This is a genomic window from Citrobacter sp. S-77 (assembly GCF_963864895.1).
Classification (GTDB): Bacteria; Pseudomonadota; Gammaproteobacteria; order Enterobacterales; family Enterobacteriaceae; genus Citrobacter; species Citrobacter murliniae.
In genome coordinates this window covers 1,798,819-1,812,688 of sequence record NZ_CAWLWU010000002.1, presented here as the reverse complement: position 1 = coordinate 1,812,688, position 13,870 = coordinate 1,798,819, and the positions used below count along the sequence as shown (strand labels likewise).

General features: G+C 51.1%; 11 protein-coding genes and 1 pseudogene. 4 read left to right on the top strand and 8 right to left on the bottom strand.

The genetic code is table 11. From position 1 onward, the window contains the following. Nucleotides 1–62: 62 nt before the first annotated feature. Both mfd and ldtC read left to right on the top strand, forming a co-directional pair. A complete protein-coding gene (gene mfd, locus AACS05_RS09240; protein ID WP_045441797.1) occupies nucleotides 63–3,509 on the top strand; it encodes a transcription-repair coupling factor in 3,447 nt (1,148 codons plus the stop codon). 147 nt (nucleotides 3,510–3,656) lie between these two features. Beyond that, complete coding sequence (ldtC, locus tag AACS05_RS09235) at nucleotides 3,657–4,622, top strand: L,D-transpeptidase LdtC (protein WP_045441794.1); 966 nt, start codon at nucleotides 3,657–3,659, stop codon at nucleotides 4,620–4,622. Nucleotides 4,623–4,707: 85 nt separating this feature from the next. Here the strand turns inward: ldtC and bhsA are convergent, their stop codons facing one another. Then, nucleotides 4,708–4,965, bottom strand: coding sequence for a multiple stress resistance protein BhsA (bhsA, locus tag AACS05_RS09230; protein ID WP_045449568.1), 258 nt, complete (start codon nucleotides 4,963–4,965; stop codon nucleotides 4,708–4,710). Between the two features lie 242 nt (nucleotides 4,966–5,207). On the opposite strand from bhsA, the gene comR reads away from it, so the two are divergent. Both comR and AACS05_RS09220 read left to right on the top strand, forming a co-directional pair. Beyond that, nucleotides 5,208–5,843, top strand: a complete 636-nt coding sequence (comR, locus tag AACS05_RS09225) for a TetR family copper-responsive transcriptional repressor ComR (RefSeq protein ID WP_045441792.1) — start codon at nucleotides 5,208–5,210, stop codon at nucleotides 5,841–5,843. A gap of 249 nt (nucleotides 5,844–6,092) precedes the next feature. Next, a complete protein-coding gene (locus AACS05_RS09220) occupies nucleotides 6,093–8,279 on the top strand; it encodes a TonB-dependent siderophore receptor (RefSeq protein ID WP_045441790.1) in 2,187 nt (728 codons plus the stop codon). Between the two features lie 61 nt (nucleotides 8,280–8,340). Here the strand turns inward: AACS05_RS09220 and AACS05_RS09215 are convergent, their stop codons facing one another. From AACS05_RS09215 to lpoB, 7 genes and pseudogenes are all read right to left on the bottom strand, one after another. Next, the gene (locus tag AACS05_RS09215; RefSeq protein WP_045441787.1) at nucleotides 8,341–8,880 is read right to left on the bottom strand and encodes a glycine zipper 2TM domain-containing protein; all 540 of its coding nucleotides are present in this window, start codon (nucleotides 8,878–8,880) and stop codon (nucleotides 8,341–8,343) included. 140 nt (nucleotides 8,881–9,020) lie between these two features. Beyond that, nucleotides 9,021–9,176: a hypothetical protein gene (locus tag AACS05_RS09210; protein WP_190284556.1), complete on the bottom strand. Its 156-nt coding sequence runs from the start codon at nucleotides 9,174–9,176 to the stop codon at nucleotides 9,021–9,023. A gap of 96 nt (nucleotides 9,177–9,272) precedes the next feature. Further along, nucleotides 9,273–10,577, bottom strand: a complete 1,305-nt coding sequence (gene ndh / locus AACS05_RS09205) for an NADH-quinone dehydrogenase (RefSeq protein ID WP_045441784.1) — start codon at nucleotides 10,575–10,577, stop codon at nucleotides 9,273–9,275. A 237-nt stretch (nucleotides 10,578–10,814) separates the two neighbouring features. After that, entirely contained in the window at nucleotides 10,815–11,357 is a 543-nt protein-coding gene (ycfP, locus tag AACS05_RS09200) for an alpha/beta hydrolase YcfP (RefSeq protein WP_003030817.1), read from the bottom strand. A gap of 21 nt (nucleotides 11,358–11,378) precedes the next feature. Beyond that, nucleotides 11,379–12,404 carry a beta-N-acetylhexosaminidase gene (nagZ, locus tag AACS05_RS09195; protein ID WP_045441780.1) on the bottom strand — a complete coding sequence of 342 codons (1,026 nt, stop codon included), beginning with the start codon at nucleotides 12,402–12,404 and terminating at the stop codon, nucleotides 11,379–11,381. Between the two features lie 10 nt (nucleotides 12,405–12,414). Next, nucleotides 12,415–13,240 (bottom strand): annotated as a pseudogene (thiK, locus tag AACS05_RS09190) (thiamine kinase). Beyond that, nucleotides 13,221–13,862 (bottom strand): penicillin-binding protein activator LpoB, encoded by a 642-nt coding sequence (gene lpoB, locus AACS05_RS09185; RefSeq protein WP_045441778.1) that lies wholly within the window; start codon nucleotides 13,860–13,862, stop codon nucleotides 13,221–13,223. Before lpoB ends, thiK begins: the two are co-directional and overlap by 20 nt. Between the last annotated feature and the right edge of the window lie 8 nt (nucleotides 13,863–13,870).

Below are 13,870 nucleotides of genomic sequence, written 5' to 3'. Positions count from 1 at the left end.
TCACGGATAATAAAGAACATTGCTTATCAGACGTATATCTAAACGAGATCCTGACAACCGTTATGCCTGAACAACATCGTTATACGCTCCCAGCGAAAGCTGGCGATCAGCGCCAGTTAGGTGAACTTACCGGTGCCGCCTGCGCTACGCTGGTGGCAGAAATCGCCGAGCACCACGCTGGTCCGGTGGTGCTCATCGCGCCGGACATGCAAAATGCCCTGCGCCTGCATGATGAAATTCGTCAGTTCACCGACCAGATGGTGATGAACCTTGCAGACTGGGAAACACTCCCATACGACAGTTTTTCCCCTCATCAGGAAATCATCTCCTCACGGCTCTCTACATTGTATCAACTGCCTTCCATGCAGCGCGGTGTACTGATTGTGCCGGTAAACACTCTGATGCAGCGCGTGTGCCCACACAGCTATCTGCACGGTCATGCACTGGTGATGAAAAAAGGCCAACGCCTGTCGCGCGATGCCCTGCGTGAGCAACTGGACAGCGCCGGTTATCGCCACGTTGACCAGGTCATGGAACACGGCGAATATGCCACACGCGGCGCGTTACTGGACCTGTTTCCGATGGGCAGTGAACTGCCTTACCGCCTTGATTTCTTTGATGATGAAATTGACAGTTTGCGTCTGTTTGATACAGATACTCAACGCACACTGGAAGAAGTCGACGCTATTAACTTATTACCCGCACACGAATTCCCTACGGATAAAACGGCCATCGAGCTGTTCCGTAGCCAGTGGCGCGATACTTTTGAAGTTAAACGCGACGCGGAGCATATTTACCAGCAGGTCAGTAAAGGCACGCTGCCTGCCGGGATCGAATACTGGCAGCCGCTGTTTTTCAGCGAACCGCTGCCGCCGCTTTTCAGCTACTTCCCCGCAAATACGCTGCTGGTGAATACTAGCGATTTAGAGACCAGCGCAGAACGCTTTCAGGTCGATACGCTATCGCGCTTCGAAAACCGGGGCGTCGATCCGATGCGCCCTCTTCTGCCGCCGGAATCATTGTGGTTACGCGTGGATGAGCTGTTCTCTGAGCTTAAACGCTGGCCACGCGTTCAGCTCAAAACTGAGAGCCTGCCGAAAAAAGCTGCAAATACCAACCTGGGATTCAAGAAGCTCCCGGACCTGGCGGTACAAGCGCAGCAAAAAGCACCACTGGATGCGTTACGTAAATTTCTCGAATCATTTGATGGCCCGGTGATTTTCTCGGTTGAAAGTGAAGGGCGCCGTGAAGCGCTTGGCGACCTTCTCGCCCGCATCAAGATTGCTCCGAAACGTATTTTACGCCTCGATGAAGCGGTCGATGCCGGTCGCTATCTGATGATTGGCTCAGCGGAACACGGGTTCATCGACAGCAACCGGAATCTGGCGCTGATCTGCGAAAGCGATCTTCTCGGTGAGCGAGTGGCGCGTCGCCGTCAGGACTCGCGCCGCACCATCAACCCGGACACATTAATCCGTAACCTCGCTGAACTGCACCCTGGTCAGCCGGTGGTGCATCTTGAACACGGCGTGGGACGCTATGCCGGTATGACCACCCTGGAAGCCGGCGGTATCACTGGTGAGTATCTGATGCTCACCTACGCCAATGACGCCAAACTGTATGTGCCGGTGTCGTCGTTACATCTTATTAGCCGCTACGCCGGTGGTGCGGAAGAGAATGCGCCACTGCATAAACTTGGCGGCGATGCCTGGTCGCGTGCCCGTCAGAAAGCCGCCGAGAAAGTTCGCGATGTCGCAGCAGAACTGCTGGATATCTACGCCCAACGCGCCGCAAAAGAAGGTTTTGCCTTTAAGCATGATCGTGAACAGTATCAGTTGTTCTGTGACAGCTTCCCGTTTGAGACCACACCGGATCAGGCCCAGGCCATTAACGCTGTACTCAGCGACATGTGTCAGCCACTGGCAATGGACAGACTGGTCTGTGGCGATGTGGGCTTTGGTAAAACCGAAGTGGCGATGCGTGCTGCATTCCTTGCCGTAGAGAACCACAAACAGGTCGCCGTGCTGGTACCGACCACCCTGCTCGCCCAGCAGCACTTTGACAACTTCCGCGACCGCTTTGCCAACTGGCCAGTACGCATTGAGATGCTATCCCGTTTCCGCAGTGCCAAAGAGCAGGCGCAAATTCTCGAACAGGTCGCTGAGGGGAAAATCGATATCCTGATTGGTACTCACAAACTGCTGCAAAGTGATGTGAAGCTAAAAGATTTGGGCCTGCTTATCGTCGACGAAGAGCACCGGTTCGGCGTACGACATAAAGAGCGCATTAAAGCGATGCGCGCTGACGTAGATATTCTGACGCTGACGGCAACCCCCATCCCGCGAACCCTCAATATGGCAATGAGCGGCATGCGCGATCTGTCGATTATCGCTACACCTCCTGCCCGTCGCCTGGCGGTTAAAACCTTTGTTCGTGAGTACGACAATCTGGTGGTGCGTGAAGCAATCCTGCGTGAGGTTCTGCGCGGTGGTCAGGTCTATTATTTGTTCAACGATGTCGAGAATATCCAGAAAACTGCAGATCGGCTGGCGGAGCTGGTGCCTGAAGCGCGCATTGCCATTGGACACGGACAAATGCGCGAGCGGGAACTGGAACGCGTGATGAACGATTTCCACCACCAGCGCTTTAACGTGCTGGTGTGCACCACCATTATTGAAACCGGAATCGACATCCCAACCGCCAACACCATTATTATCGAGCGCGCAGACCATTTTGGGCTGGCACAGTTACACCAGTTACGCGGTCGCGTCGGGCGTTCGCACCACCAGGCTTACGCCTGGCTGTTGACACCGCATCCGAAAGCAATGACGACTGATGCCCAAAAACGCCTTGAAGCTATCGCCTCGCTGGAAGATCTGGGTGCCGGATTTGCGCTGGCAACTCACGACCTCGAAATTCGCGGTGCGGGTGAACTGCTGGGTGAAGACCAGAGTGGCTCAATGGAAACCATCGGCTTCTCGCTGTACATGGAACTACTGGAAAACGCTGTCGATGCTCTGAAAGAAGGCCGGGAACCGTCGCTGGAAGATCTCACCAGTCAGCAAACTGAAGTGGAATTACGGGTACCGTCGCTGCTACCGGATGACTACATTCCCGATGTTAATACACGACTGTCGTTCTATAAACGCATCGCCAGTGCGAAGAACGAAAATGAGCTGGAAGAGATCAAGGTCGAGCTGATCGACCGTTTCGGTCTGCTGCCCGATCCGGCCAGGACATTGCTGGATGTCGCCCGTTTACGCCAGCAGGCACAGAAACTGGGTATCAGAAAGCTCGAGGGAAATGAAAAAGGTGGCACGATTGAGTTTGCAGAGAAAAACCACGTCAACCCGGTCTGGTTGATTGGACTATTGCAAAAACAGCCGCAACATTTCCGTCTGGATGGCCCTACCCGTCTGAAATTCATGCAGGAACTGAGCGAGCGAAAAAAACGCATCGAATGGGTGCGTCAGTTTATGCGCCAGCTTGAAGAGAACGCGGTAGCGTAAACGGCGGGTCGGGTGAGTACAACGCTCACCCGACCCGGTATTTACAAACTCTTTGCACTTCCCTGCACTTCCCGACAGAGCAAACCGCCATAATTCCTGTTTACTTTTACATAACAATAACCACGTAAAAACAATGGATTTATGGTGATGTTAAACAATATATCTATCTCTCGCTGGTTCACATTTGTTACGCTCGCCGCAACCATGGTTTTGGCCCTTCCGGCTCAGGCAAATACCTGGCCGCTACCTCCTCCCGGAAGCAAGGTGGTTGGTAAAAACGCCGTTCACGTTGTCGAAAATAATGGCGGTTCACTGGAAGCTATTGCGAAAAAATACAACGTTGGTTTTTTAGCTCTGCTACAGGCGAATCCTGGCGTTGATCCTTTCGTACCTCGGGCGGGCAGTGTGCTGACTATTCCGTTGCAGACCTTGCTGCCCGATGCACCGCGCGAAGGCATTGTGATTAACCTCGCTGAGCTGCGTCTTTATTACTATCATCCGGGTAAAAATTCGGTGACCGTGTATCCCATTGGCATCGGTCAGTTGGGCGGAGACACACTGACACCAACAATGGTTACCACCATTTCAGATAAACGAGCCAACCCAACCTGGACGCCAACCGCTAATATTCGAGCACGTTATAAAGCGCAGGGGATCGACCTACCGGCTGTGGTACCTGCTGGCCCGGACAACCCCATGGGCCACCATGCCATTCGCTTAGCGGCATACGGTGGTGTTTATCTGCTGCATGGCACAAACGCTGATTTTGGTATCGGTATGCGTGTCAGCTCTGGTTGTATTCGCCTGCGCGATGGCGATATTGAGACCTTATTCCGCCAGGTAACTCCTGGAACAAAGGTCAATATCATTAACACGCCAATTAAAGCGTCTGTTGAACCAAACGGTATGCGTCTGGTTGAAGTGCACCAACCGCTGTCGAAAAATATAGATGACGACCCGCAGGTACTGCCGATCGTACTGAATACGTCAATGCAGAACTTTAAAAATGCAGTGCAAACGGACCAGACCGTCATGGAGCATGCGATGGAGCTACGCTCAGGGATGCCGGTCGACGTGACACGCCATCACGACGTTACTCAGCAGACACTGTAAAACACAACCCATGAAAAAACCCCGCTGGACGTTGTTCAGCGGGGTTTTTTATTTAAATCGCAGTGGCATTACGATGGGTTAAAACTTATTTATAAATAACCGCAGTCCCGTGGAGGGTGTTAGGACCGGTAACGGAAGTAATGCGGAACGACTTCGCGCCCATTTCATCCGCTTTCTGTGCCAGTTGATCTTCCAGAGAACCTAAGTTGGTACCTGCATTAGCAGAAATAGTCCCAACTTTCTGTTGGTCTGCAGGCGTTGCCTGAACCTCAACAGCAGCAAAGCTGGCGAATGAAAGTGAGCTCAGAACGGTAGCAAGAAGGAGTGTTTGTACGTTTTTCATAATTGTGACCTTTAGCAGATGAATGTGCGTCGCAAAGATTAACTTAACGATCGATAGGTAAATCATAGATGTGATCCAGGTCACACGTCAACAATTTTTTATAATGATCGTTATACAAATCATAAAGGCCTTATCTTTCATGCTAATAGCCATGAATTATTTTTATCGTGAATCTGCTGGAGAGTGTGGTCGAATATTTTTATAATGGTTATTCAACAAACCCAATCAGGTACGACGGCACCATGACAACTGAAACAACGAGTTGTACAAAGAAAAGCCGTGGCCGACCAAAAGTGTTCGACAGGGAAGCCGCGCTTGATAAGGCCATGACACTCTTCTGGCAGCACGGGTATGAAGCGACATCGCTCTCCGATCTCGTGGAAGCAACCGGTGCTAAAGCGCCCACGCTGTATGCGGAATTTACCAATAAAGAAGGATTATTTCGCGCCGTGCTGGACCGCTACATCAGCCGTTTTGCGGCAAAACATGAAGCTCAGCTTTTTTGCGAAGAAAAAAGTCTTGAGTCTGCACTGGAAGACTATTTCACAGCCATAGCCACCTGTTTCACCAGCAAGGACACACCTGCGGGATGTTTTATGATTAATACCTCCGCAACGCTTGCTGCCTCCTCCCGTGACATTGCACACACGGTTAAAACCCGCCACGCTATGCAGGAACAGACGCTTGCCCGGTTTCTTTGCCAACGCCAGGAACATGGTGAAATTCCTGCCCACTGCGATCCGCAGAAACTGGCCGAATTTCTGAACTGTATTTTACAAGGAATGTCGATCAGTGCCCGTGAAGGCGCAACGTTCGAAAAACTGATGCAGATAACCCATACAACCTTGCGGCTGTGGCCTGAATTACTCAAAGAGTAATGCTTTACCGTGACAACTTTTCATTTCTAAGATTATCGGGAGTTTATCTCGCTCCCGATCCCCTCTGAATCACCCTACTTTTATCATTGTTTTCATAACCTTAATGCTACATTTTTGTAAAAACAATTGATAATCACAATCAATATCAGCAATATTTGCATTTGTTTTAACATCTATTTCCCAATGTAACTATCGGTTTCTACGCCGCAATAAAAAAAACAGACCGACTCTTTTTTAAAAGGAATGCGAATGAATAAGCGTCTTTGGGTGCTCAATCCAATCTTATTATCTTTAACCCTGCCGGTAATGGCGGCACAGAATGAAGAAGAAAATCTCATCGTCAGCGCCAACCGTAGCCAGCGAACTGTGGCTGAAATGGCGCAAACCACCTGGGTCATTGAAGGCAGCGAGATTGAACAGCAGGTTCAGGGTGGTAAAGAGTTCAAAGATGTGCTGGCTCAGTTAATCCCTGGAATTGACGTCAGCAGTCAGGGACGGACGAACTACGGGATGAACATGCGTGGACGCGCCATCGTTGTGTTGATTGACGGTGTTCGCCTGAACTCCTCCCGTACCGACAGCCGCCAACTGGATTCCATTGACCCCTTTAATATTGCGCATATCGAGGTTATCTCTGGTGCAACGTCGTTGTATGGCGGTGGAAGTACCGGTGGGTTGATCAATATTGTCACCAAAAAAGGCCAGCCAGAACGCGAAGTTGAACTCGAACTGGGAAGCAAAAGCGGCTTCAACAACAGTAACGATCATGACGAACGTGTCGCCGCAGCTGTCAGCGGAGGAACCGATCACGCTTCCGGACGCATGTCCGTCGCTTATCAACGATTTGGCGGCTGGTATGACGGCAACAACGATGCCTTAATGCTGGATAACACTCAAACCGGCCTGCAGCATTCCGATCGTCTCGACATCATGGGCACCGGGACAATAGAGATTGATGACAACCGTCAACTACAACTGGTAACCCAGTACTATAAAAGCCAGGGGGATGATGATTACGGATTATATCTGGGCGAGAATATGTCGGCGGTGACGGGAACGGGGAAAGCCTACACCAGCAGCGGTCTGAGTTCCGATCGCATTCCCGGCACGGAGCGTCATCTTATCAGCCTGCAATATTCCGATGCTGACTTCTTCGGCCAGAATTTGGTCAGTCAGGTTTACTACCGTGATGAATCTCTGACATTCTACCCCTTCCCTACACTGAGCAAAGGCAAAGTCACCAGTTTCTCCGCATCACAGCAGGATACCGATCAATTTGGCGCAAAAATTACCCTTAATAGCCAACTGATGGAGAACTGGGAGCTGACATGGGGTATCGATGCGGACCATGAAACCTTCGACTCCAACCAGAAATTCTTTGATCTTGCCTGGTCCCTGCCCTCTGGCGGCATGGATAACCGCACCGCCTATACCACCGGGCGTTATCCTGGTTACAGCATTACCAACTTCGCGCCTTTCCTGCAAAACAGCTATGACATAAACGACATCTTCACGTTAAGTGCCGGCGTTCGCTATCAATGGACCGAAAACCGGGTTGATGATTTTGTCGGCTATGCGCAGCAACAAGGGATTGCTAATGGGCTGGCGCACTCTGCAGATGTGATTCCTGGCGGGAAAACTGATTACGATAATTTCCTGTTTAATGCGGGCATTCTTGCACATCTGACTGACCGTCAGCAGACATGGTTTAATTTCTCTCAGGGTGTGGAGCTTCCCGATCCGGGGAAATACTACGGGAACGGTACTTACTCACTTGTCGGTGACCATTATCAACTCCAGCGTAGTGTCAATGTGGCAGATTCTCGGCTGGAAGGCATAAAGGTAAACTCTTTCGAACTGGGTTGGCGCTACACCGGTGATAGCCTGCGCACTCAACTGGCGGCCTACTACTCTACCTCGGATAAGTCGATTGTCATTAACCGCAGCGATATGACCATTAACGTGCAACCAGACGATCGCCGGATATATGGCCTCGAAGGTGCCGTGGATTATTTCATTGCTGACACTGACTGGAGCCTGGGAAGTAACTTCAATATCATCAAATCGGAAGTCAAACAGAACGGTAAATGGCAGAAGTGGGACGTCACACTGGCCTCGCCATCAAAAGCAACCGCCTGGGTCGGCTGGGCGCCTGAACTGTGGTCGTTACGTATACAGAGTCAGCAGACATTTGACCTGAGCGACGCCAGCGGCAACAAGCTGGACGGGTATAACACCATGGATTTCATAGGCAGCTATCAGCTCCCGCTGGGTAAACTGACCTTCAGCGTTGAAAACCTGCTGAATGAAGAATACACCACACTTTGGGGACAACGTGCACCGTTACTTTACAGCCCAACCTACGGTAGCCCTTCACTCTATGAATACAAAGGCCGCGGTCGCACCTTTGGTCTGAACTATGCCTTAACCTTCTGATAAAAAAAGCCCCCCAGCCTGAGCGATTGGGGGGCTAATTGATGTGCAGAGTAAAGCTTTTTTACGCTTTGTTATTCAGAACCAACTGGCCATTGTTATCCAGTGGAATTTGCGAACCAGGATCTTTATCCATCCGGATTTTGCCCTGCTGATCGCCAATTTTGTACGTTACGTCGTAACCAAGCATTTTTTCCGACTTGTCATACACCGTTTTACAACGCTGCTGTGTGGTGGTGTATGTATCGTTTTCCTGCATTGAACCCTGGATCTGGTTACCAGCATAACCGCCACCTAAAGCACCAGCGACGGTCGCAATGTCTTTACCTCGTCCACCACCAAACTGATGACCGATAACACCACCCGCAACAGCGCCCAGTACCGAACCGGCAATACGATTCTCATCCTGCACAGGTTTACGATGGGTAACGGTAACGTTACGGCACTCCTGACGCGGCGTTTTTACCGTTTCTTTTATCGGCGTCGCAGAGACGACGTGTGCATATTGTGGGCCACGTTCAAAAACGTTCAGACTGGCTACCGCCGCCACGCCCAGCGCAGCCGCCACGCCAATCCCTATACCCGCCAACATTGATTTATTCACGGGACATCCTCCTTTTTTGCTATTAGCAACAACTTTGCAACAGGATGTAAGGAATGCCAATCAGAATGGGGATGAAAATAGCGAGGGTAAGCGCGAAAGCAGCGTGATTCAGACGGTTCTGAATCACGCAGAACAGGATGTCATATAATGCTGTTCGAATAAAAACCTGCAGCCACTACCATTCCGGTTGGTACATTGGTTAACCCGGTGATCGGTATCTGCCAGAATACAAACTGCATACTTAGCACTTCAGTGGAGAGACTCATCGACTCGCGCGGCTCATCGGTCAGGTTCACTATTGGATCTCAAGGAAGGCCAAGTTGCAATATAGTAGGAGGGCAGGAGCTGAAAAACGTCTACCGGGCCACTGTGTGGCCCGGTTATTTGATATTTTAATGCAGTTTCAGGCGCGGACGAATCACACGGTTAATACTGCCAACCAGCATCATCAGACCGGTTTTGAAGTAACCATGCAACGCAATCTGGTGCATACGGTACAGTGAGATATACACAAAGCGCGCAATACGCCCTTCCACCATCATCGAACCGCGCGTCAGGTTCCCCATCAGGCTACCCACGGTAGAGAAGTTGGAGAGGGAAACCAGAGAGCCGTGGTCTTTGTATTGATACGCTTTCAGCGGCTTGCCATTCATCTGCGCCAGAATATTGTTCATCGCGCAGGAAGCCATCTGATGAGCAGCCTGAGCGCGCGGTGGAACAAAGCCACCTTCCGGGCGGGCGCAGGAAGCACAGTCACCAATAGCATAAACATCCGGATCGCGTGTGGTTTGCAGAGTAGGCTCCACCACCAGTTGGTTGATGCGGTTAGTTTCCAGACCACCAATGTCTTTCATAAAGTCTGGCGCTTTGATACCTGCCGCCCACACCATCAGATCGGCTTCAATGTACTCGCCATCTTTAGTATGTAACCCGCCCTCATCAGCGCTGGTCACCATCGTCTGAGTCAATACACGCACGCCCAGCTTGGTCAGTTCATTATGCGCAGCACTGGAAATCCGCGGCGGCAATGCTGGCAGAATTCTTTCACCGGCCTCCACCAGAGTCACATTCAGCGCTTCGTTAGTCAGTCCCTTGTACCCATAGCTATGCAGTTGTTTTACCGCATTGTGCAGCTCGGCGGAGAGTTCTACACCTGTTGCACCACCGCCCACAATGGCGATATTCACTTTGCCATTCGCGCCCAGATTCGCAGAGTATTTCAGGAACAGATTCAACATTTCCTGGTGGAAACGACGCGCCTGATGCGGGTTATCGAGGAAGATGCAATTATCTTTGACACCCGGCGTGTTGAAATCGTTGGACGTACTGCCAAGCGCCATCACCAACGTGTCGTAAGGCACTTTACGCTCAGGAACCAGTAGATCACCCTTCTCATCGCGCAGCTCAGCAATAGTAATGGTCTTCGCTTCACGATCGATATCTACAACCGAGCCAAGCTGAAACTGGAAGCCGTGGTTACGCGCATGTGCCAGATAGCTCAGCGCATCAACGCCTTCATCCAGGGATCCTGTCGCCACTTCGTGTAGTAAGGGTTTCCACAAATGGCTGTGGTTTCTGTCTACCAGCGTGATTTTTGCCTTTTTCTTACGTCCCAGTTTTTTCCCCAGCTGAGTCGCCATTTCCAGTCCGCCAGCACCACCGCCGACAATAACGATTCTTTTTAATGGTGTAGTCAACGTGACCCCCTTAAATTTATTAACCAATTGTTAATTAAAAGTTATTAACATAGCCTTTAATTAACAACAAGTTACGATAATGAAAATCTTCTTCGAGACTGAGAATAACACGAACGGTGCATTGGTCATACCAAAATTGATATGTATCAAGTTTTGATGATGAAAAGATAGACAACCCTAGCTTTAACAACAAAAAAACCAGCCCGAAGGCTGGCTTTGTTCAACGTAAATCGGCGACTAACCTAACGTCTTGAACGCTTTGATTCGCTGCAAATGAGGAGAGATATTTTTGAATTTATGGGTTTGTTCTTCATCCCATACAATTTCATAGAAGTGGTGCAGCTCCTCAGAGGAGCGTTGACTGTTCAGTGCTTCATCATGGCGTGAAAGGATAACCAGGCACCGATCGCGATTCTTTTCACGGAAATTAGTCACGCATTTTGTGGCGATGTCCGCATACTCTTCGGGCCTGTCGATTTTCCCTTCCATATTCTCATACGGAAACAAGTTGGGATTAAACACGACTTGCCGAATATCACACAGAAAACCAATTCGTTCAGCCCAGTAACCACCCAACCCCACGCCGCAAATCAACGGGCGATCGTCCACATTAAGCTGCAACATTTTGTCCACTTCTTTCAGCAGATGCTGCATATCATGCTTAGGATGCCGTGTACTGTAGCTGATCAGTCTGACATCCGGGTCAATGAACTGCAGCTGTAACACTTTCTCGTGGTTTCCCGGACTGTTAGAGTCAAAACCGTGTAAATAGATAATCATCGCATCCTCACCAAACGTGCGTTAATGACCTGCTTTTTCTTCCTGCCAGCGCTCATGAAGCTGGTTGAGCTGGGCGCTAATCGTTTTCCAGCGTGCCGAATCCATCAGTTCCTGACGCGAAAATGAACCTTTATGATACAAACGTGTAACACGTTCCGCATTGATCGGCGACAGATTATCTAACACACTGACCGCTCCCTTACGATTATTGCAGACCAGGATCATATCGCAACCTGCATCAAGCGATGCCTGCCCACGCTCTGCGTAGCTCCCCATGATAGCTGCGCCTTCCATCGACAGATCGTCGGAGAAGATCACCCCATCAAAACCAAGCTCCTGACGCAGCACCGTTTTTAACCAGTGGGGGGAACCACTCGCCGGACGCGGATCGACTTCACTATAGATCACGTGTGCCGGCATAATGGCATCAAGTTTATTTTCCGTAATTAACGTCTTAAACACCGACATGTCTTTGGCGCGAATTTCCGCTTCCGGTCGCGGATCGGTTGGTGTCTCTTTGTGCGAATCCGCCGTCACCGCCCCATGCCCGGGGAAATGTTTACCGGTGGTTTTCATGCCCGCGGCATGCATGCCATCAATAAAGCGGGTTGCCATTGCCAGCGCCTTTATTGGATCGGCATGGTAAGAACGCTCGCCAATCGCCGCGCTAATATGGCCCACATCCAGGACGGGGGCAAAGCTGATGTCGATGTCCATCGCAATCATTTCGCTGGCCATGAGCCATCCGGCATCCTGAGCCAGCTTACCTCCCTCTTCCAGTCCGTGCAGTGCAGCAAAAGATTGTGCCGCCGGCAGGCGGGTAAACCCTTCACGAAAACGCTGTACACGCCCCCCTTCCTGATCCACTGCCACCACCAGATGATTACGTGATGCCTCACGGATTTGGCGAACAAGTTCACGCAACTGTTCCGGGTCGTGGTAATTTCGGGTAAAGAGGATCAACCCACCCACCAGCGGATGCGCCAGAATCTCACGCTCTTCAGCGTCCAGCTCATACCCTTCGACATCCAACATTACTGGACCCACACTGCTCTCCTTATCCTTTCATTGTTAGCTGCCGCCAGGTTTCATCGGCCAGCCTGATAAATTGTCGATCGCTGGTTTGCTGCCAGCGATATTCGAACCACCCCGCCTTCAGCACCATCACCCAGGGTTGCCACTGTCTGACCTGCCGCCAGAGGGCATCCGGATCAATGTGCGCATGCTGAGCATAGGCGTTCACCAGTTGCCGGTGCTGAGATTCATCAACGGTCCACACCACAGCCAGCTCCAGCGCAATATCACCGTCTCCGGCATATTCCCAGTCAATCAACCGCAGCCCCGACGCTGTGCGCACTATGTTGTCGCCGTGGACATCCATATGTAACGGCCCGAGACGTATCGGGCGAGGTTCGCGTTGTTTTCTTAACCGCTTTAGCACGCGCAACCAACCAGGCGTCCGGCGCGCCGGATCACAACACTGCCAGTACTGTTCAAGTAATGGCAGCACTCTGATTTGCCAGCCCAGACGGGGTTGTTGGTGAAGATGATACAGTAAGCCTGCAAGTTCGTCGGCTTCCGGTAATCTGGATTCTACCTTACCGTGAAAATAGTCTACTGCCATCCACCCTTGTGTATAAAAACAGGGTTTGGGAGCAAGACTTTCGGGCAGTTTTTTCTAGCGCATGATAGTGCCGTAAAAAATGGGACTCGGGCGCGTGAGGATCATGATGGCAGCGCAGCACTAAACGATGGGGATGATTTTCGATGATACAGCTCCCGCCGCTCAAGCCGCTTTGGCTGCCCGCGACGGGATGATACTGCGGGAAATAGCGCGACAAAACCTCGTCGCGCGTCAGTCTGTTATTGTTGCTGAACAGCACCTTTACCTGACCAGATTATCTCGCCAGTTTGTACCAGCATTAATTGCATTTGCAGTGCCGGCGTATTGACGTTGCCGGAAGCGCTGGAATACAGCACATACTGCGCTCCTACATTACGGGCAATACCAATGGCTTTACTGCGCGTACCCAGGCTGTCGTGTGGTGATAAACCTAATTGTTGCTTCGCCAGCGACAATTGTTGTGCCGAGACCAGGGTAAATTTGCCGTTATTCGCCAGCGCATTACGCAATGTTTCGGTTGCGTCACCAGAGTTGAGAGAACCATTGGTGCGATTATTCACGCTGTCGACCAGCAAGACACCTCCAGCTTTGACGCCATCAGCCTGCAGCATTTTCGCCACCATCGGTTGCATTGCGCCATTCCAGTCATAATGACGTTCCCGGGGCGTCGGCTGCGCCGTTTGATCCTCATGTTCAATCGGACCAGGCTGCTGCGGTATGGTTGGCACCGTTGGGACAACCGGTACCGGCTGTTGCGGTTGCTCGGGCTGCTCCGGCACCGGTTTGACTTCATCTACCGGCGCTGGCTCTCGTTGCGCCACACAACCAGAGAGAAATATCGCCAGCGCGGCAATCAATGCGTAGCGATTCATTTTGATCATCAAGATTC

Bases quoted from the DNA above. Each gene is read 5' to 3' on its own strand.
- comR (WP_045441792.1), top strand. From the start codon at position 5,208: ATGACAACTGAAACAACGAGTTGTACAAAGAAAAGCCGTGGCCGACCA.
- bhsA (WP_045449568.1), bottom strand. From the start codon at position 4,965: ATGAAAAACGTACAAACACTCCTTCTTGCTACCGTTCTGAGCTCACTT.
- lpoB (WP_045441778.1), bottom strand. From the start codon at position 13,862: ATGATCAAAATGAATCGCTACGCATTGATTGCCGCGCTGGCGATATTT.
- ycfP (WP_003030817.1), bottom strand. From the start codon at position 11,357: ATGATTATCTATTTACACGGTTTTGACTCTAACAGTCCGGGAAACCAC.
- ldtC (WP_045441794.1), top strand. From the start codon at position 3,657: ATGTTAAACAATATATCTATCTCTCGCTGGTTCACATTTGTTACGCTC.
- AACS05_RS09220 (WP_045441790.1), top strand. From the start codon at position 6,093: ATGAATAAGCGTCTTTGGGTGCTCAATCCAATCTTATTATCTTTAACC.
- mfd (WP_045441797.1), top strand. From the start codon at position 63: ATGCCTGAACAACATCGTTATACGCTCCCAGCGAAAGCTGGCGATCAG.